Below are 18,243 nucleotides of genomic sequence, written 5' to 3'. Positions count from 1 at the left end.
TGTTGTCCGCCCAGCAACGATGACGGAATATACGGATTGTTAGCCGCTCCCACCCAACTTGCCATCATGCCATTTCCGAATATCGATCCGGTTGCCCTGTCTCTCGGGCCTCTGGCGATCCATTGGTACGGCATTGCCTATGTCGCCGGCATCATGCTCGGCTGGTTTTATGCCCGCCGCCTTGCGCTTACGCCTCGCCTGTGGCCAAACGATACATCGCCGATCTCGGCGCAGCATCTTGACGACTTCATCCTGTGGGCAGCCGGCGGCATCGTGCTTGGCGGGCGCATCGGCTACATCCTGTTTTACGATCTTGGCGCCGTCGCCGCAAACCCTATAAGAGCACTTGAGATATGGAACGGCGGCATGTCGTTCCATGGCGGCCTGATCGGCACGACCATCGCCATGATCCTCTTCGCCCGCAAGAACGGCATCCCTGTCTGGAGCATGTTCGATATCATCGCAGCCGTCGCACCTGTCGGCCTGCTGTTCGGACGCATCGCCAATTTCATCAATGGCGAATTGTGGGGACGTATCGCCGACGTTCCCTGGGCCGTCGTGTTCCCCACCGGCGGGCCGTTTGCGCGTCACCCCAGCCAGCTTTACGAAGCGGGACTTGAAGGCCTCGTTCTCCTCGTCATTCTGGCGGTCACCATCTACGTTTTCAGGGCGCTCAAGACACCTGGTATCGTAACCGGCATCTTCGTTTGCGGTTACGCGCTGTCGCGCATCTTCGTGGAATTCTTCCGCGAGCCGGACGCCCAGATCGGTTATCTCGCGGGCAACTGGCTGACCATGGGCATGGTACTCTCCACGCCGATGTTCCTTCTTGGCCTCTGGGCCGTCTTGCGTGCGCGGCGCGCTAAAATACGCGCTTAAGCGGAATGGCCTGCCATGACGACACCGCTTGCGCAACGCATCAAATCTCTCATCCGCCTGAACGGCCCGCTCAGCGTCACCGATTTCTTCTCGCTTTGCCTGGCCGATCCTGAACACGGTTATTACCGGAGCCGCGAGCCTTTCGGCCGATCGGGTGATTTCATCACCGCTCCGGAAGTCAGTCAGCTTTTCGGCGAAATGCTCGGCGTTTTCGTGGTTCACGCCTGGCAGCGCCATGGCGCACCCGCAGATATTCGTCTGGTGGAAATCGGCCCCGGCCGCGGCACCATGATGTCTGACATGCTGCGCGTCATCCGCCGCATCGCCCCACCGCTTTACGAGACGATGCGGGTGCATCTGGTGGAGACCAGCCCTCGCCTTTGCGCCATCCAGAAAGAGACGCTCGCTGCGCATGCCGAACGGCTGACATGGCATGACAGTTTCGATGCGGTGCCGGAAGGTTTCCTGCTCCTCGTCGCCAACGAGCTTTTCGACGCCATCCCAATCCGCCAATTCGTGAAAACGCCGCAGGGTTTCCGCGAACGGGTGGTCAGTCTTGGTACCGATGGTGAACTGGTCTTCTCGACTGGGCTTGCCGGCATCGACCCGGCTCTGCTGCCGCCCGGCCCGGAACGGCAGCCGATTGGCAGCATATTCGAGATCGCACCCGCCCGCGAAGCCGTAATGACCGCAATCTGCCAGCGCCTGTCCGCATATGGCGGCACCGCACTCGCGATCGACTACGGCCATCTGGTCGCCGGGTATGGCGACACATTGCAGGCCATGCGCAACCATGCCTTCGACCCGCCGCTTTCTCATCCCGGGCAAGCCGATCTGACCAGCCATGTCGATTTCGAAAGCCTTATCAGGACGGCTGAAGCAAACGGCGTTCATGTCAATGGCGGCATCAGGCAGGGCGACTTTCTTTATGGTCTTGGCCTGAAGGAACGGGCAACCGCCCTTGCCGCAAAAGCTACACCCGACCAGACGCTTGAAATCGCCGAAGCGGTCAACCGTCTCGCTGGCGAAGGGGCTGGCAGGATGGGGGAACTTTTCAAGGTCATCGCCGTTTCAAGTCCCGCGCTCCATCTCATGCCGTTTCGCGCGGTGGATTGACAGTGCAATCACCTCTGGGCCAACATCGGCCCAGAACGAAGCAAGCGAACGCAGACACACTGCACCAGACAAACGCCGCGCAACGCCGCGGCAACAGGAAACATCTCGCTTAACGCATCCCACTGGCCAACAGCGACATTCTCCAAGGAACTCCCGCACCATGCAGAACGAAACGCTGCCGCTCCCCATCCAGAGCCCCCTGCTTGCCGCCTTGAGTGAAAACCGTGTCCGTCACGGTTTCTTCACCCGGCAAGGCGGTGTCTCCGAGGGGCTTTATCAGGGCCTCAATGTCGGCCTCGGTTCGAATGACGAGCCGGAACTGGTGCAGGAAAACCGCCGGCGCGTCACGCAATGGTTCGGCTTGTCTCCGGAACGTCTCGCCACCGTGCATCAGGTCCATTCTCCTGATGTCCTTGTGGTCGATGAAAGCTATGACGGCAGCCGCCCGCAGGCCGATGCGATGGTAACGGCGACACCGGGTTTCGTGCTCGGCGTTCTGAGCGCCGATTGCGGCCCGATCCTCTTTGCTGATGCTGAAGCGGGCGTTGTGGGTGCCGCCCATGCCGGCTGGAAGGGTGCATTGTTCGGCGTGCTCGAAAACACGATCGAGACCATGAGGAAGCTGGGCGCCAGCCGCGAGCGCATCTCCGCCTCCCTCGGCCCCTCCATCAGCCAGGCCAATTATGAGGTCGGGCCTGAATATGTGGCGCGCTTCACCGATTTCGATCCCGCCTATGCGGCCTATTTCACCGCTTCGGACAAAGGCGGCCATGCGCTATTCGACCTCAAGCAATTTACGGTGGACCGGCTGGTCAATGCGGGCGTGAGAGCGGAAAACCTCGGCCTCTGCACCTATCCCGATGAAGAACGCTTCTATTCCTACCGCCGCACGACCCACCGTGCCGAGCCCGACTACGGGCGGCAGATTTCCGCAATCGCAATTCTGGAGGACTAAATGGCCCTGCACTTCGAGCTCTCGGAATTCGATGCCCGCCGCGAACGGCTGATTGCGAAGATGGCGGAAGAGAAGCTGGACGCCATTCTGCTTTTCGCCCAGGAAAGCATGTACTGGCTTACCGGCTATGACACCTTCGGCTACTGCTTCTTCCAGACGCTGGTGGTCAAGTCGGACGGCTCCATGATGCTTCTGACCCGTTCAGCGGATATGCGGCAGGCCCGGAATACTTCGACGATCGAGAATATTCTCGTCTGGGTCGACCGGCCCAATGCCGACCCGACGCTCGATCTTAAGAACCTCCTCAGCGATCTCGATCTCCTTGGCGCCAAGATCGGCGTGGAATACGACACCCACGGCATGACCGGGCGCGTCGCCCGCCTGCTGGACAACCAGCTTGCCAGCTTCTGCCAGATGATCGACGCCTCCTATCTGGTCAGCAGCTTGCGGCTCATCAAGAGCCCAGCCGAGATCGCCTATGCGAGGAAGGCAGGCAGACTTGCGGATGAGGCTCTGGACGCTGCACTGGAGCTCATCAAGCCCGGTGCGGACGAAGCCGCGATCCTCTCGGCAATGCAGGGAGCGGTTCTGGCCGGCGGCGGTGACTATCCCGCCAATGAATTCATCATCGGCTCCGGCGCGGACGCGCTGCTGTGCCGTTACAAGGCCGGGCGCCGCAGGCTCGATGACAAGGATCAGCTGACGCTGGAATGGGCGGGTGTCAGCGCCCACTACCACGCCGCCATGATGCGCACGGTGGTGATCGGCGAACAGGACTTCCGCCAGAAGGAGCTTTACAGCGCCTGCCTGCAAAACCTCACCGACATCGAAGAGGTGCTGCGGCCCGGCAAGACCTTCGGCGATGTCTTCGACGTGCACGCCCGCGTCATGGACGAGCGTGGACTGACCCGCCATCGCCTGAACTCCTGCGGTTATTCGCTGGGCGCGCGTTTCTCACCGTCATGGATGGAGCATCAGATGTTCCATGCCGGCAACTCTCAGGAAATCGCCAGCGACATGACCCTGTTCGTGCACATGATCGTGATGGATTCTGATTCCGGCACCGCCATGACCCTCGGCCAGACCTACCTTACCACGGAAGGTGCGCCGGAACCGCTCTCGCGCCATAGCCTCGATCTTCTCACAGCTTAAATCTGCACCGGGTTTGACAGAGCGGGAAAACCGGCCCTACATTGCCGCCACCTTGGGCAAGAAGGAGCGGAACATGAGAGGAAACGTCGCATGAGCCGGACGGGGTTTACCCGCCCTTTCCAGACGTTTGTCGTTTCGGTCCTCGCCATTCCGGCGCTGGCGTTGACCCTGTCGGCCTGCAACACCACGGAGGCGCTGACGCCGCAGGTGAATGTCGGGCACAACAGCTCGCAATCGACACCGGTGACGCAGGGCGATCTCGACCAGATGGCTGCCGCCGCCGACCGCGCGCCCGCAGGCGCACCGGCAACCGCCTCTTCCGTGCCCGCTTACGCACCGCAGAACTCCCTGCAGGCGCAGGCACAGGCGCTTTCCAACGGCAATGAGTACGGCGAACCTCTTGGTCAGACCCAGTCTACCGGACAATCTGCAGGCCACTCACCCGCCAGCACCCAGCCGCCGCCTCCACAGCAGACGGCCGCACTTGCCCCCGCTGCTTCCGGCAACACCATCCGCTTCCTGCCGATCATCGGCGCGCCCGTTCAGGCCGTCACGCCGCTTTCGCGGCAACTGGGCGCCGAGGCGCGGGCAAAGGGGCTGACAATCCGCGCCTCCAACGACAATTCGGCAGAGAACATCCTCAAGGGATATTTCTCCGCCTTCGCCGATGGCAGCAAGGTCAACATCATCTACGTCTGGGACGTTCTGGATGCCAATGGTGTCAGGCTCCATCGCCTGCAGGGGCAGGAAACGGTGGCAGCCAAGGGCAGCGATCCCTGGGCCGCCGCGACCGACAGGGTCATGCAGGATATCGCCGCAAAAACGCTCAACGAGTATTCGTCATGGAAGCAGTCTCAAAGGGGATGAGATGAAACGGCGGGAGAAGTCACAGAGATTTCATGAAAATCATTGCGAAAGCACGGAGTCCTCTTGCAATCGGAAGCAACAACGCTATTAAGGCGCGCATGGCAACAAGGCGTATCCGGCAAAGGCTTTTCAGCCGGATGTTCCTCCCCTTGAACGACGCTTGGTTACGGCAGACACTTTCCCGTGGCGCAAGGCGATTGCATGGAAACAGGCGGGCGCAATGAAGGTTTTCGCAGGCAATTCGAACCGGCACCTTGCCGAAGCGATCTGCAAGTATCTCAACGTTCCCTTGGGAAATGCCACCGTAAAGCGGTTTGCTGACCAGGAAATTTTCGTAGAAATCAGTGAAAACGTACGCGGGGAGGACGTTTTTCTCGTCCAGTCCACTTCGTTTCCGGCAAACGATCATCTGATGGAACTGCTCATCATGATCGATGCCATGCGCCGCTCCTCGGCAAAACGCATCACGGCAGTACTTCCCTATTTCGGTTACGCCCGCCAGGATCGCAAAGCCGGCCCCCGCACACCGATTTCCGCCAAGCTCGTCGCCAACCTGATCACCGAAGCAGGCGCCGACCGCGTTCTGACGCTCGATCTTCACGCCGGCCAGATCCAGGGCTTTTTCGATATTCCGACCGACAACCTCTTCGCAGCGCCCATTCTGGCCCGCGATATCAAGGACCACTACGACACCAACAACGTGATGGTCGTTTCGCCTGACGTTGGCGGTGTGGTGCGCGCCCGTGCCCTGTCGAAGCGTCTGGACTGTCTGCTGGCCATCGTCGACAAACGCCGTGACCGTCCGGGTGAATCCGAAGTCATGAACGTCATCGGCGACGTATCCGGCAAGGACTGCATCCTGATCGACGATATCATCGATTCCGGCGGCACGCTCTGCAATGCTGCCGAAGCGCTGTTGAAAAAGGGCGCAACCAGCGTCACCGCCTATATCACGCACGGCGTGCTTTCCGGCGGCGCCGTTGCCCGCGTGGCCTCATCGAAGCTGCGCGAACTCGTCATCACCGACAGCATCCAGCCGACCACCAGCGTCCAGTCCGCGCACAATATCCGCGTGATCAGCACTGCAGGCCTTCTGGGCGAAGCGATCAACCGTACCGCGCAAGAACAGTCGGTTTCCGGCCTGTTCGACTGAAGCAATCGTTTCTCTCGTACATCTGCAAAATCACTGCATCCGCATACTGTCACCCCGGATTAGTCCGGGGTCCAGTGCGATCAAGTCTTTGATCGCGTGAGACCCTTTCTTACGGCGCGTCCGCGCCGTGGCTGGATGCTGGTTAAAGTTTGGCATGATGAGAAGAAAGCTTATCGATTTTGCCAGCTATCTCAGCATCCGCAGAGATCGCAGCACTCCATCTGCACCACTCAGGAAGATGCCGTGCCCGCATCCGGCGGTCGTTGCAGCCGTGTGGCGGCGGCCTTGATTTTCGGCCACCAGCGCCGAGCGCGGGTGCGAACAGCATGGCTGCCATTGCGCCAAAGGCTGATGGCATCGGCCGTAACGGCATCGCCGGTAAATAGATGACGATGACGGGCAATTGCCAGCGCCCGGTAAAGGAACAGCGTCGTCAGTGCGGAAAACAGCACGGACATCACCACATCGCTGAGAAAATGCCCGCCAGCTGCAATACGCAGACCGGACATGAGGATGATGGCTCCGGCGGCAGTGCTGCCCATGAAAAGACGCCCGCCCCATTGCAGGCGGCTCCAGACAAGCGCGCAGAGCGGGAGGAAAAAGCTCGCTATGAGCGCCGTTTCCCCGGAGGAAAACGAACAGTTTGAATAACATTGCGTGCTGAACTGGAAAGGCGGCGTAAAAAGCTGATGTCCACCGAAATCGCTGACGCTGAACGGGCGGGCGCGGCCGATATTGGCCTTCAGCACCCCGTTTACCAGAAGCCCGGCGCAGAGCACCACAGGCCCGCAGAGAAAGGCCCAGACGCGCCAGCCCGTGCGCTGCAGCGCCCCCAGCCTGATGTTGCCGACCAGAACGATGAAGGCAAGAAGTGCGGCCAGTTCCGTTAACTCCCGCAACGTATCGCGAAACCATTCCGGAACCGGCAGGCTTCCAGCCCACAGGCGCGCTTCGGGCGAGAAAAACAGGGAAGAAAACTCGAGGTCGATGGACGGGAAGGTCGCGAACAGGATGACGAGCGCCAATGTGGCGAACGTAACCCAGATCGTGATCCGCATATGCGAAAGATCATTGTCCATCGGCAACCCTCGGGATGCATTGTGGCGGCAGACGCCAGAGACCGATTTCCTTGCCCTCGAACGAGCCCGGCCCGGCAACCCATGTCGACAGCGGCGCCTCGCCATTGAGACAGCCCGGCAGGCTGTCCGCCCTCGCAAGATAGGCGGGATTTGTCGCCTCTCCGGCTTTCAGCGGGTAAAGAAGCGCGTAGTGGCTGGAAGGAACGCCGGTTTCAGGCAGAGCGCGCGGCATGAGCAGCTTTTCGTCCCGCAGCTGATAAAAGAGCTCGGCCAGAATGGAGCGATCTGCAGCGACGATTGCATCCGCCCCCGCCTCTCGCGCCCTTGAAAGGCCGGTCGACACAAGCTCCGAGCTGCCGAGATAGCGCTTCATCGCCAGGTCGCCATTCGGCAAGCGCAATTCCGTTCCGGCAATCGTCATCAGCGGCAGTGCGATGGCAACGATACCGCCGAGCACAAGGCTGGAAACGGTGAGCCAACGCCGGGATGCCAGGACAGGCACCGCCAGAAGCACGCCCGCGGCATAAGCCCCCACCGCCCAGTTGGCGAGCGCCCGCGACATCAGCCCCTGTGCCGTGATCAGAAGCACGATCGGCACCGAAAGGGCGACAAGCGCCCGGGTTTCAGCGGTTTTCGCCCTGAACGTCGCGACGATCATGCCGATGAAGACGAACGGCCCGACGACACCCGCCTGAGAGAAGAAGAACTCGAGCGCCGGACCGATTTTCAGCTTAACGCCATGCCAGTTGGCATTGTCCGCCGTGTGGCGCGCGGTCATGAAATCATGCGCAGCATTCCACCAAAGATTGGGAGCGATGACGGCGGCGCAGACAACTACAGCAATACCGGCGTCACGCCAACGGATGCGCCAGCCCACGCACAGCCAGCCGGCAGCGATGAAGCAGGGCAGAAAATAGATCATCGCATATTTAGACATCAGCCCGAGGCCGAAGCTTAGACCGAGCGCAATACTCCAGAGCATCGCGGATACACCGGCAGCGCGTGCTTCCGCGAGCTTGCGCATGCAGATCATCGACAGCACGATGAACAGCATCATCGGCGTATCGGTCGAGATCAGCAGACTGCCGAGCGTCACGGCGGGCAGCGTCAGATAGATGACGGCAGCCAGCGAGGCGAGCTTCGCATCATAGATCATGCGCCCGAGCGCAAGGATCGCCGCGGCCGCTATGCCATGGATGACCGGCGCGGCGAGCCGCACGTCGAAGGTGCTCTCGCCGCCACTCAGAGTGGTGGCGGCGCGAATGATCCAGCCGATCAGCGGTGGCTTGGAATAGGCGCCGAACGCCATCTCCCGGCCCCACAGCCAATATTGCGCCTCATCAACGAAAAGATCGGTGCGGTTGAAAGCAAGCCCGAGGACGCGCAGCACGGTGACGAGCACGATTGCCGCAAGCGCAAACGTCATCCATTGGCGCTGCTCATTCGCCTGCGCGTAAGGCAGAGCTGCGGCCTCATGCATGCTGGCGGCGTTCTGCATGGATCAACCAGAGATTTCGGGCATAAATGAACAGGCCGGAGGCCTGTCCCAGAATGAAAACCGGATCGCGACGCCAGATCGCGTATAATAGCAGCACAAGGCCGCCGACGATGGAGAAATACCAGAAGGCTACCGGAATGACCGAGCGGTTCGCCCGTTCCGACGAAATCCATTGAACCAGAAAACGCATGGTGAACAGCATCTGGCCCATAAAGCCGGTGCAGACCCAGAGAAATTCCTTCCAGCTGTTCACATGCAGCATGGACCATAAGGCCGGTGCGTTCACGGCGATGTCTCCGTCTTGAAGGTTTCGGCCCAGCTTGCCCGCTTGCGCCGCCGCAACAGCCAGGCAACGCCGATCAGGTCGTGGATGCCGACAAGCGCGCGGCCGATATTGGTGTAATGGGAATTGCCATGCAGACGCGCCCGGTGTGTGACGTCGACATGGGCAACCTGCCAGCCGTCGCGATTGAAGAGCGCCGGAAAATAGCGGTGGTGGTGATCGAAATAGGGCAAGGCGAGATAGGCGTCGCGACGGAAAGCCTTGAGGCCGCAGCCGGTATCCCGCGTGCCGTCCTTCAATATCCGCGCCCGCAAGCCATTGGCGAAGCGGGAGGAAAGACGTTTTGCAAGCGTATCGCGCCGGCCGACACGCTGCCCGGCCACAAGCGCAAGCCGGCTCGGCGCGTTCGTGGCAAGAAGCGGCGCAAGAAGCGCCGGCAGATTGTCCGGCGGGTTCTGCCCGTCTCCGTCAAGCATACAGACAACCGGCGCGCGCGCTGCCTGCACACCGCTGTGGATCGCAGCCGATTGCCCGCCCTGCCGGTCATGCCGCACCAGCCGCAGCATCGGATAACGCCCGACAAGCGAAAGCGCCACATCCGCCGTGCGATCGGAAGATGCGTCGTCCACCACGATAATCTCGAACGGACCGACCGGCTGGCAGGCAGCAACGATCTCAGCGACAAGCGTTTCAACGCTCGCTTCCTCATTGTGCATGGGTACGATAACCGCGAAATCCGGGATCGATCTCAAAGGGGCTCCGTCATATCCAGCCGCGGGTGTTCCGCAAACATCGTCGATAGTGGCAAGAGCAGGAGCGCGAAAAGCTTGCATGAATATGAACAGCCGTTGAACTTCGCACGGTATGCGCCCGTTCCATTGCAGTTTTATTACGGAGAATGGCCGGCCAGGGCCTTGGATTTTTTCACGGTATGCGGGAAATAATCATACAATTCCCCGCCAAGCTTAACGCGACCGTAAACAATTGTTGCGACGGTACCGCAACGTTCTTTTGGGGGGAGGAAACAGGATGCCGGGTGCAAATCCGACTGCTGTCAAAGCTAAATCATTGTCAATCAAGGCCAAATTCGCAGCGCTCGTCACGGGCGCGACGCTGGTTTCGTGCCTGGCCGTTGGGCTGCTGTCGTACGAAATGGGCAAGTCCGGCCTGATCGACGCCAGCAAGATCAGGCTCGAGACGGTTGCGGGAAACCAGTCCAAACAGCTTGATGCCTATACGCTGCGCGTCGAACAGAGCATTTCCGAGCTGTCGCAGAACGCTGCGATCGCTCAGGCGCTGGAAACCATGACCACGGTCGTACCGACGGAAAAGGATGCGATCATTCAGGCATTCCGCCGCGAGGGCGTATCCGAGGAGGAGCGCGCCTCCTTCAACGGTGAAGGCTTGCGGCTGCTCTATGCCATTCGCCACGCCACGATCAACGCGGCCATCGCCAGCGTCTGGCGCAACACCCGGGTCAGCGACATCTACGTCATCGACAAGGCAGGCCTCATTATCTATTCCGTGACCAAGGGCAAGAACTTCCTGACCAATGTGACGGAACCGCAAAACAGCACGATCAAGGAATTGTTCGACCGCATCGAGGCCGGCAAGGACGGTGTCATCAGCACAACTGGGTTCAACGATGACAGCACCAATGACTCGGCCCTGATCGGCATGCCGCTTGCGGTCTCGAACTGGGGCCAGTTGCAGCGCAAGGGCGCCGTCATCATGCGCATTTCCGCAGACCGTATCGGTGCGGTGGTAACACCTGAGGAAACCGGCAAGTCCATCGACGACGCCGTTCTTCTGAGCGCTGAAGGCAAACTTCGCACGGGCGTGCTCTCCGGTGGGGCTGGTGTCGCCGTTTCCGAAAGCCTCGCGGCACTTACAGGTGCCAGCGAAGCCGGAACGGTCATGGCGAAGACCCCTGCGGGCAGCATCTTCTACGCCTATCGTCCGGTCTCCGTTTTCGGACAGAAGCATCTTCTGGCCATCGGCCAGCAGGAGAGCAAGGTGCTGGCAGCGGCCAATGATCTCGCCTTCTGGGCAACGCTTGCAACACTTGCGGTGCTTGCCGTCATGACACTCATCGGCATTTTCGTTTCCGCCAGCCTGACCAAGCCGCTGACCGGCCTTGCCGGGTTGATGGAACGTCTGAACGGTGGTGACCATAATATTGAGATCAAGGCCGTTTCCCGTGGCGACGAAATCGGAACCATGGCGCGCGCCCTGGAATCCTTCCGCCAGGGCATTCTCGACAAGCAGCGCATGGAAACCGAGTCCCATCGCAAAAGCGAGGAACTGGACGAGGAACGTGCCCAGCGTGAGATGGAAAAGGCAAGAAGTGCAAAGGAGCTGGAAGAAGCAGTCGATGCGCTTGCGACCGGCCTTGCCAATCTTGCTGCGGGCAGGCTCGATCTTCGCATTGAAAAACCTTTCGTGCCGTCGCTCGACCATCTGCGCGTCGATTTCAACAACTCCATAGCGGGGCTGGATGCGACTATCTCCAGCATCGGCGAAAGCGCCAATGCCATCCGCTCCGGCTCCGGCGAGCTGAAAAGCGCATCGGAAGATCTGTCGCGACGCACGGAACGCCAGGCGGCCGCCCTCGAAGAAGCAGCCGCCGCACTTGGAGACATGACGCAGGCCGTCAACGTTTCCCTCTCCCGCTGCGACGTCGCAGTCGGAACGACGGCGGAAACCATGCAGGATGCCCATAAATCCACCGCTGTCGTCAAAGAAGCGATCGTCGCCATGGAGCGTATCGAGACGTCGTCGTCCAAGATCCGCCAGATCATCGACGTCATCGACCAGATTGCCTTCCAGACCAATCTTCTGGCGCTGAACGCCGGGGTTGAGGCCGCCCGCGCCGGTGAGGCCGGAAAGGGCTTTGCGGTCGTGGCACAGGAAGTGCGGGAACTCGCGCAGAAATCGGCGGCTGCCGCACGGGATATCACGACGCTCATCGCCACCTCTGCGGGCGATGTGGAAAGCGGCGTGGCACTGGTGCTGAAAACCGGAGAAAGCCTCGAGCAGATCCAGAAACGCATCCAGTCGGTCAACGATCAGATCGGTGAAATCGCCACAGCTTCGCGCGAACAATCCGGCCGCCTCGGCGAAATCAACGCCTCCGTCAACGAACTCGACCATGTGACGCAGCAGAACGCGGCGATGGTGGAGGAAACGACGGCTGCGGCCTTCTCGCTCGCAAGCGAAGCTGATGGCCTGACCGAACAGGTGGGCCAGTTCTCCGTAGGTGCCACCCGAAACCGCGACCAGCGTTACGCGGCATAGTCCGCAGTAAAAAAAGGCCGGAGGCAAAACCTCCGGCCTTTTATTTTTGCTGAACTTCATCCGGGTTCCCAGGGACCGAAGCCCCTGGGAACTCGCCGGCGGCCGGAAATCAGGACGATCCGTCGCCGGCTTCCGGGGAGGAACTCAGAAGAAGCCAACCTTGTTCGGGCTGTAGGATACGAGCAGGTTCTTGGTCTGCTGATAGTGATCGAGCATCATCTTGTGGGTCTCGCGACCAATGCCTGACTGCTTGTAACCACCAAAAGCGGCACCGGCCGGATAGACGTGGTAGCAATTGGTCCACACGCGGCCCGCTTCGATGCCACGACCAGCGCGATAGGCGATATTGGTATCGCGGCTCCAGACGCCAGCGCCAAGACCGTAAACCGTGTCATTGGCGATTTCGAGCGCTTCTTCCACCGTCTTGAAGGTGGTGACCGAAACGACAGGACCGAAGATTTCCTCCTGGAAAACCCGCATCTTGTTGTTGCCTTCGAAGACCGTCGGCTGAATGTAATAACCGTCCTTAAGATCGCCCGTGAGCGTCTTGCGGTCACCGCCGGTCAGAACCTTTGCGCCTTCCTTCTTGCCGATATCCAGATAGCGCATGATCTTGTCGAACTGTTCCTGCGAGGCCTGCGCACCCAGCATGGTCGACGGATTGAGCGGGTCGTCCTGGCTGATGGCCTGAACGCGCTTGATAGCCTTTTCCATAAAGCGGTCGTAGATCGATTCATGCACCAGCGCACGCGACGGGCATGTGCAGACTTCGCCCTGGTTAAGCGCGAAGAAGGCGAAGCCTTCAAGCGCCTTGTCAAGGAAGGCGTCGTCTTCATTCATCACATCGGCAAAGAAGATGTTCGGCGACTTGCCGCCCAGTTCCAGCGTGATGTTTGTGACATTGTCGGCCGCATAACGCATGATTTCCTTGCCGACCGGGGTGGAGCCGGTGAAGGCGATCTTGGCGATGCGCTTGCTCTGCGCCAGCGGCTTGCCCGCTTCAACACCAGTGCCGTTGACGATGTTGAGCACGCCCGGCGGCAGTAGGTCTTCGATAAGCTCCATCACCACCAGAATAGAAGCAGGCGTCTGTTCCGCCGGCTTCAGTACCACGCAGTTGCCGGCGGCGAGTGCCGGCGCAAGTTTCCATGCGGCCATCAGGATCGGGAAGTTCCACGGAATAATCTGGCCGACGACGCCGAGAGGCTCATGGAAATGATAAGCGACCGTGTCATTGTCGATTTCGCCGATCGTGCCTTCCTGCGCGCGGATGCAGCCCGCGAAATAGCGGAAATGGTCGATCGTCAGCGGAATATCCGCATTGGTGGTCTCGCGTAGCGGCTTGCCGTTATCCCAGGTTTCGGCCCGTGCGATGAGATCCAGATTGTCCTCGATGCGCTGAGCGATCTTGAGCAGGATGTTGGAACGTTCGGTAACGCTCGTCTTGCCCCACTTCTCCCGCGCCTGGTGGGCGGCATCCAGTGCGAGTTCGATATCGGCCGCATCGGAGCGCGGAACCTCACAAATCTTGTGACCCGTTACAGGCGACAGATTGTCCATGTAGCGGCCGGATTTTGGCTCCACCCATTTGCCGCCGATGAAATTTCCGTATTTCAGCTTGAAGGGCGCTTCGCCAGCTTTGTGCTGAACCTGAATATTCATGATTTCATCCTCCCTGATGAAAACGATCCGCGACGGACCGCATGACAGGAAGGTGGGCCTAGATGATCGTGGCGGGTAGTGGCACCGCGCGGTTCCGCAGCGCACATTGTCTCACATCTGCGACAAACCCGCTCCGATCCCGCTGAATTGAGCGGGTATCCTCTCGGGTAGCCTCAATGCACGTCGAATTTCTTCATCTTGCGATGAAGCGTGGCGCGGCTGATGCCGAGCAGGGACGCGGCCTGCGTGACATTGCCATTGGTGCGCGACAGAACCCGGCGCAAAGCCGAACGTTCCGCCTCCTCAAGATCGGAACCGCCGTCGTGACGCTGTTCCTGCAAGACATCGGCGGCGGGCAGCCCTTGCGCAATGCGATGGTCATCGAGCTTCAGCGCAAGACGCGCCGCGCGCGTCGCCCCAAGCACGAGATCGTCCTGATCGACGGCAAGCAACGAAAGTGCCGGACTGAAACCCGTAGGCACCACGACGATGCGCGCGCCGGGAAAGGCCCGGCGGAAGAGATTGCCCTCGATACGCTGGGCCGCATCCCGCACCGCCTGCGTGACGAAAGAAAACGTCATTTCGTTGATGTCGTCGCGGCACGTGGAAATATCGAGAGCGCCCGTCACCCGGCCGGTATGGTCGCGGATCGGGGCCGTGGTGCAGCACAGTTCCGTGTTCGATGTGAAGAAATGCTGATCGCGATAGACCACCACCGAACGTTCGTCGGCAAGTGCCGTTCCAATACCGTTGGTTCCGACGCTCGCTTCGCTCCAGACAGCGCCGGACCAGAGACCGAGCGCCCGGAAATCACGATCGTCGCCGGCAGCACCCCGGCGCTCCAGCGCGACGCCCTGGGCGTCGGTCAAAAGCAGGCAGCAGCCGGATTTGCCGACACTGTGAAAAATGCGGTCGAGTTCATCGGTGCTTTCGGCAATCAGGCCCGCCGCACTTTCGCGTGCGCGGCGGAATTCGACGTCGGTAAGAAAGATCGGCTTGCGGTTTTCCTCCGGCGCAAGACGGTGCGTGACCATGCAACGGCGCCATGAGGCGATAATCGGAGAACTTGCGGCTGCGGAACGTTGGCGCGCTGTTTCATACACGCGGTCCGCATGGGCGATGTCTGTCGGCATTCGCTCCTCCCAAAGCTTTTCGGCAATGGTGCGCTGGAAGCGTTCACGTTTCAACTAAAAACTTTGCGACCTGCATCCGTCAGCGCAACCGCGGGCTGCGCCTGATATCATACCGCCTTGAAATAGCGTTGGCCGGTGGTGGTGACCTCCGGCTCGTCCTCCGTCGAGAGGAACGTGTCGTCGACGAGATTGGCGATGGAGGTCAAGGGACCGGGCCTGCCGAAGAAGAAGCCCTGCACCTGCAGGCAGCCTTCGCGGCGAAGGAACTCGATATGGGCCTTCGTCTCGACACCTTCCGCAAGCACCGGAATATTGAGGCTATGCGCCAGAATGAGCGTGGAGCGAACGATCGCCTCCGACTGCACATTGGTCGACAGGCCATCGATAAAGGCCCGGTCGATCTTGATCTTGTCGAAGGGAAAGCTCTGCAGGGTCGACAGGGAGGAATAGCCCGTGCCGTAATCGTCCATGGCGATCTTGACGCCGAGCGCCTTGAGTTTGCGGATCGTGATCAGCGCGTGGCGGTGGTCGGCGATGATGCTGCCTTCGGTGATTTCAAGCTCAAGCCTCTCAGGCGCAAGCGCCGTCTCCCGAAGAATCTTCTCGACCTTCTCGGGGAAATCATTGTCCGCAAGCTGCTGCGGGGCGACATTGACGGCGATGGAAAGCGATTTTTTCCAGAGAGCCGCCTGCGCGCAGGCTTCGCGCAGAACCCATTCGCCCAATTCGACGATAAAGCCGGTCTGCTCCGCGATCGGAATGAATTCGACGGGCGAGATCATACCGCGTTCCGGATGTTTCCAGCGCAACAGCGCCTCGAAACCGACGATGCTGCCGCTCTTGGTATCATTCTGCTGCTGGTAATAAAGCTCGAACTCGCTGTTGGCGAGACCGCTGCGCATGGCCACGGCAAGCGCGTTGCGTTCGCGTGCGGCTTCATCCATGGACTTGTCGTAAAAGCAGATCGTGTCGGAAGTCCCGCCTTTTGCCCGATACATGGCGACATCGGCCTGCGCCATCAGCGTGTCCGCGTCAATGGCGCCGGTATTGCGCACCGATATGCCCACACTCGCGCCGACCGAAAACGTCTGCCCGTTCCATTCGACCGGCCTGCTGATCTGCTCGATCAGCCGCTGGGCGAATTCCGCACCATCGGCGCGGGTATAATAGGAATGGGTCATCGCCACGAATTCATCCCCGCCCATACGCGCCAGAAACTCCCCGGCTTTCAGAACGGAACTTGCGCGGTCGGCAATGGCGCGCAGCACGGCATCGCCCGCCGCATGGCCGTGAACGTCGTTGATTTCCTTGAAGCGGTTGAGATCGATGGACAAAAGCGCCGTGTGCGCGCCCATGGAGAGATGGCGCGTGCGGCGGTTGAGATGTTCGATAAATGCCGCGCGGTTCGGAATGCCCGTCAGCGGATCGTGCAACGAAAGATGACGATAGCGGGCGACCGCCTGCTGGGTGGACTGAGCGTCGATGACATAGGTGGAAAGCCCGAGCGCCAGCAGGAGAAGCGTCACGGCGATGGCGCCCCCACCCATGATGGCGGGCGGCAGCAGACTTTCCGAAATGACGATGCGCGGATCGAACTCGAACAACATCGAGGCCATGCCGGTGTAATGCATGGAGGCGATGGCCAGGATCAGGAACGCAACCGAGCTATATTGGCAAAACCGGTTGACTGGGCGCGCGATGCGATTGACCGCGAGCGCACCGAATACAGCCCCGAGCACCAGCGAAGCGATGACGTAGGTCTGGTTCCAGAAAATCATGCCCTGTATCTGATAGGCAGCCATGCCGGTATAATGCATGGCCGCAATACCGAGACCGACTGTCGCACCACCCGCTTCCACCAGGGCTGTGCGTCCGCCATAGGCGGAAATGGCAAAGCCGGTTGTCGTTGTAGCAATGGCGATAAGAAGCGAAAGCCCGGTCAGATAGGGATCGTACCCCACCTCCCCGGCAGCGACATAACCCAGCATCGCCACGAAATGGGTGGTCCATATCGCCGACCCACCATTGACACCAGCCAGAAACAGCCAGTTGACCTTTTGCCAACCCCTCGCCTGACGCGCCCTCGAGAAAAGACGCATCGTGACGAAGCTTCCCAGCATGCAGACGAGGACCGCTGCTGTGGTGTATCGGAAGTCATGATCGACGGTAAGGCACTGGAGAACTTTAAGCATTGTCATCTACGCAATTGGAATTCCAGGCAGCCTTATCACTTGCCAAGTTTGCAGCCGGTTTATATGAATGGATAAGCATATATTAAAAGTTGCAATGCACGAGTGAATTAGACAAGTCTAATAAAATCACAGCATAGCATCCGTGGAAAACGGCCGCTCTTGTCTTTGTCTTCCGTTTGTATTATAGCGCCCGCACCCGTGTAGACACCCTTGGAGGCAACGCGGGCGAGATGGCTTTTAGCCTCTCCAGTTCAGCGCCCGCGGGCATGAACTCTCCATATAACCTCGAAAGGAATTGCCATGAGCAAAGAATCGTATGAGCTCAAGGCCGAGGCGCGCGAACGAGTTGGTAAGGGGTCCTCTCGTGAACTTCGCCGCAACGGTTTGATTCCCGCTGTCATCTATGGTGACAAGCAGGCCCCCATTTCCATCGCTCTGTCGACCAACGAAGTAACCAAGCGTATCCACGCTGGCGGCTTCATGACGACTGTGGCGGTAATCGACGTCGACGGCAAGAAGATCAAGGTCCTGCCGAAGGACTACCAGCTTGATCCGGTCCGCGACTTCACCATGCACGTCGACTTCCTGCGCGTTTCGGGCAACACGCTCGTCAACGTTGAAGTTCCGGTTCACTTCGAAAACGAAGAAAAGTCGGAAATCAAGATCGGCGGCGTTCTGAACATCGTTCGCCACACGGTGGAATTCCACTGCCCGGCCAACGACATTCCGGAATTCATCACGGTTGATCTCTCCGGTCTGAAGATCGGCGACAGCGTTCACATTTCGAATGTCAAGCTGCCGAAGAACATCTCGCCTGTAATCGCCGACCGTGACTTCACGATCGCAACGATCGTTGCTCCGGCTGGCGGCGTTGCTGAAGAAGAAGAAGAAGCCGGCGAAGCTTCTGAATAATAATCTGCGGCCATAAGGCCAGACAGATTTGAGCTAAAAGGCCCGTTCCGTTTTTCGGAACGGGC

General features: G+C 59.9%; 15 protein-coding genes. 8 read left to right on the top strand and 7 right to left on the bottom strand.

Going from position 1 to position 18,243, the window contains the following annotated elements; translation table 11 throughout:
* The first annotated feature begins 66 nt into the window (after window positions 1-66).
* The 6 genes from lgt (at window position 67) to ACQZ63_RS16070 (ending at window position 6,122) form a co-directional block, all read left to right on the top strand.
* Entirely contained in the window at window positions 67-879 is an 813-nt protein-coding gene (lgt, locus tag ACQZ63_RS16095; RefSeq protein ID WP_029658791.1) for a prolipoprotein diacylglyceryl transferase, read from the top strand.
* Between the two features lie 15 nt (window positions 880-894).
* Complete coding sequence (locus tag ACQZ63_RS16090) at window positions 895-1,995, top strand: class I SAM-dependent methyltransferase (RefSeq protein ID WP_097100646.1); 1,101 nt, start codon at window positions 895-897, stop codon at window positions 1,993-1,995.
* Between the two features lie 160 nt (window positions 1,996-2,155).
* Entirely contained in the window at window positions 2,156-2,950 is a 795-nt protein-coding gene (gene pgeF, locus ACQZ63_RS16085; RefSeq protein ID WP_019565220.1) for a peptidoglycan editing factor PgeF, read from the top strand.
* Window positions 2,951-4,102, top strand: a complete 1,152-nt coding sequence (locus ACQZ63_RS16080) for a M24 family metallopeptidase (protein WP_025594132.1) — start codon at window positions 2,951-2,953, stop codon at window positions 4,100-4,102.
* A 90-nt stretch (window positions 4,103-4,192) separates the two neighbouring features.
* Window positions 4,193-4,969 (top strand): hypothetical protein, encoded by a 777-nt coding sequence (locus tag ACQZ63_RS16075; protein ID WP_111790675.1) that lies wholly within the window; start codon window positions 4,193-4,195, stop codon window positions 4,967-4,969.
* Between the two features lie 220 nt (window positions 4,970-5,189).
* Window positions 5,190-6,122, top strand: coding sequence for a ribose-phosphate pyrophosphokinase (locus tag ACQZ63_RS16070; RefSeq protein WP_003513466.1), 933 nt, complete (start codon window positions 5,190-5,192; stop codon window positions 6,120-6,122).
* 230 nt (window positions 6,123-6,352) lie between these two features.
* On the opposite strand, the gene ACQZ63_RS16065 is transcribed toward ACQZ63_RS16070, so the two are convergent.
* Genes ACQZ63_RS16065 through ACQZ63_RS16050 form a run of 4 tightly spaced genes read right to left on the bottom strand, consistent with a single transcriptional unit; the run spans window position 6,353 to window position 9,821 of the window.
* Window positions 6,353-7,201 (bottom strand): phosphatase PAP2 family protein, encoded by an 849-nt coding sequence (locus tag ACQZ63_RS16065; RefSeq protein WP_113556407.1) that lies wholly within the window; start codon window positions 7,199-7,201, stop codon window positions 6,353-6,355.
* The gene (locus ACQZ63_RS16060) at window positions 7,191-8,699 is read right to left on the bottom strand and encodes an ArnT family glycosyltransferase (protein ID WP_162763674.1); all 1,509 of its coding nucleotides are present in this window, start codon (window positions 8,697-8,699) and stop codon (window positions 7,191-7,193) included. Before ACQZ63_RS16060 ends, ACQZ63_RS16065 begins: the two co-directional genes overlap by 11 nt.
* The gene (locus tag ACQZ63_RS16055) at window positions 8,674-8,961 is read right to left on the bottom strand and encodes a lipid-A-disaccharide synthase N-terminal domain-containing protein (RefSeq protein ID WP_019565216.1); all 288 of its coding nucleotides are present in this window, start codon (window positions 8,959-8,961) and stop codon (window positions 8,674-8,676) included. Before ACQZ63_RS16055 ends, ACQZ63_RS16060 begins: the two co-directional genes overlap by 26 nt.
* Window positions 8,962-8,981: 20 nt before the next feature.
* Window positions 8,982-9,821 carry a glycosyltransferase family 2 protein gene (locus tag ACQZ63_RS16050; RefSeq protein ID WP_111796061.1) on the bottom strand — a complete coding sequence of 280 codons (840 nt, stop codon included), beginning with the start codon at window positions 9,819-9,821 and terminating at the stop codon, window positions 8,982-8,984.
* 190 nt (window positions 9,822-10,011) lie between these two features.
* On the opposite strand from ACQZ63_RS16050, the gene ACQZ63_RS16045 reads away from it, so the two are divergent.
* Entirely contained in the window at window positions 10,012-12,279 is a 2,268-nt protein-coding gene (locus tag ACQZ63_RS16045) for a methyl-accepting chemotaxis protein (RefSeq protein ID WP_111796060.1), read from the top strand.
* A 144-nt stretch (window positions 12,280-12,423) separates the two neighbouring features.
* Here the strand turns inward: ACQZ63_RS16045 and adh are convergent, their stop codons facing one another.
* The 3 genes from adh to ACQZ63_RS16030 form a co-directional block, all read right to left on the bottom strand.
* The gene (adh, locus tag ACQZ63_RS16040) at window positions 12,424-13,941 is read right to left on the bottom strand and encodes an aldehyde dehydrogenase (protein WP_003513477.1); all 1,518 of its coding nucleotides are present in this window, start codon (window positions 13,939-13,941) and stop codon (window positions 12,424-12,426) included.
* Window positions 13,942-14,114: 173 nt separating this feature from the next.
* Window positions 14,115-15,074, bottom strand: a complete 960-nt coding sequence (locus ACQZ63_RS16035) for a helix-turn-helix domain-containing protein (protein ID WP_013636592.1) — start codon at window positions 15,072-15,074, stop codon at window positions 14,115-14,117.
* A 107-nt stretch (window positions 15,075-15,181) separates the two neighbouring features.
* On the bottom strand, window positions 15,182-17,266 hold the full coding sequence (locus ACQZ63_RS16030; RefSeq protein WP_025594144.1) for a putative bifunctional diguanylate cyclase/phosphodiesterase: 2,085 nt from the start codon (window positions 17,264-17,266) through the stop codon (window positions 15,182-15,184).
* A 300-nt stretch (window positions 17,267-17,566) separates the two neighbouring features.
* On the opposite strand from ACQZ63_RS16030, the gene ACQZ63_RS16025 reads away from it, so the two are divergent.
* The gene (locus tag ACQZ63_RS16025) at window positions 17,567-18,178 is read left to right on the top strand and encodes a 50S ribosomal protein L25/general stress protein Ctc (RefSeq protein WP_013636594.1); all 612 of its coding nucleotides are present in this window, start codon (window positions 17,567-17,569) and stop codon (window positions 18,176-18,178) included.
* Window positions 18,179-18,243 lie beyond the last annotated feature (65 nt).

It is taken from the genome of Agrobacterium sp. CG160-95, from assembly GCF_053521725.1.
This window is presented reverse-complemented; position numbering and strand designations above follow the sequence as displayed.

Coding starts and splice junctions, on each gene's coding strand:
- lgt (WP_029658791.1), top strand. CDS start 67: ATGCCATTTCCGAATATCGATCCGGTTGCCCTGTCTCTCGGGCCTCTG.
- ACQZ63_RS16090 (WP_097100646.1), top strand. CDS start 895: ATGACGACACCGCTTGCGCAACGCATCAAATCTCTCATCCGCCTGAAC.
- pgeF (WP_019565220.1), top strand. CDS start 2,156: ATGCAGAACGAAACGCTGCCGCTCCCCATCCAGAGCCCCCTGCTTGCC.
- ACQZ63_RS16080 (WP_025594132.1), top strand. CDS start 2,951: ATGGCCCTGCACTTCGAGCTCTCGGAATTCGATGCCCGCCGCGAACGG.
- ACQZ63_RS16075 (WP_111790675.1), top strand. CDS start 4,193: ATGAGCCGGACGGGGTTTACCCGCCCTTTCCAGACGTTTGTCGTTTCG.
- ACQZ63_RS16070 (WP_003513466.1), top strand. CDS start 5,190: ATGAAGGTTTTCGCAGGCAATTCGAACCGGCACCTTGCCGAAGCGATC.
- ACQZ63_RS16065 (WP_113556407.1), bottom strand. CDS start 7,201: ATGGACAATGATCTTTCGCATATGCGGATCACGATCTGGGTTACGTTC.
- ACQZ63_RS16060 (WP_162763674.1), bottom strand. CDS start 8,699: ATGCAGAACGCCGCCAGCATGCATGAGGCCGCAGCTCTGCCTTACGCG.
- ACQZ63_RS16055 (WP_019565216.1), bottom strand. CDS start 8,961: ATGCTGCATGTGAACAGCTGGAAGGAATTTCTCTGGGTCTGCACCGGC.
- ACQZ63_RS16045 (WP_111796060.1), top strand. CDS start 10,012: ATGCCGGGTGCAAATCCGACTGCTGTCAAAGCTAAATCATTGTCAATC.
- adh (WP_003513477.1), bottom strand. CDS start 13,941: ATGAATATTCAGGTTCAGCACAAAGCTGGCGAAGCGCCCTTCAAGCTG.
- ACQZ63_RS16035 (WP_013636592.1), bottom strand. CDS start 15,074: ATGCCGACAGACATCGCCCATGCGGACCGCGTGTATGAAACAGCGCGC.
- ACQZ63_RS16030 (WP_025594144.1), bottom strand. CDS start 17,266: ATGCTTAAAGTTCTCCAGTGCCTTACCGTCGATCATGACTTCCGATAC.
- ACQZ63_RS16025 (WP_013636594.1), top strand. CDS start 17,567: ATGAGCAAAGAATCGTATGAGCTCAAGGCCGAGGCGCGCGAACGAGTT.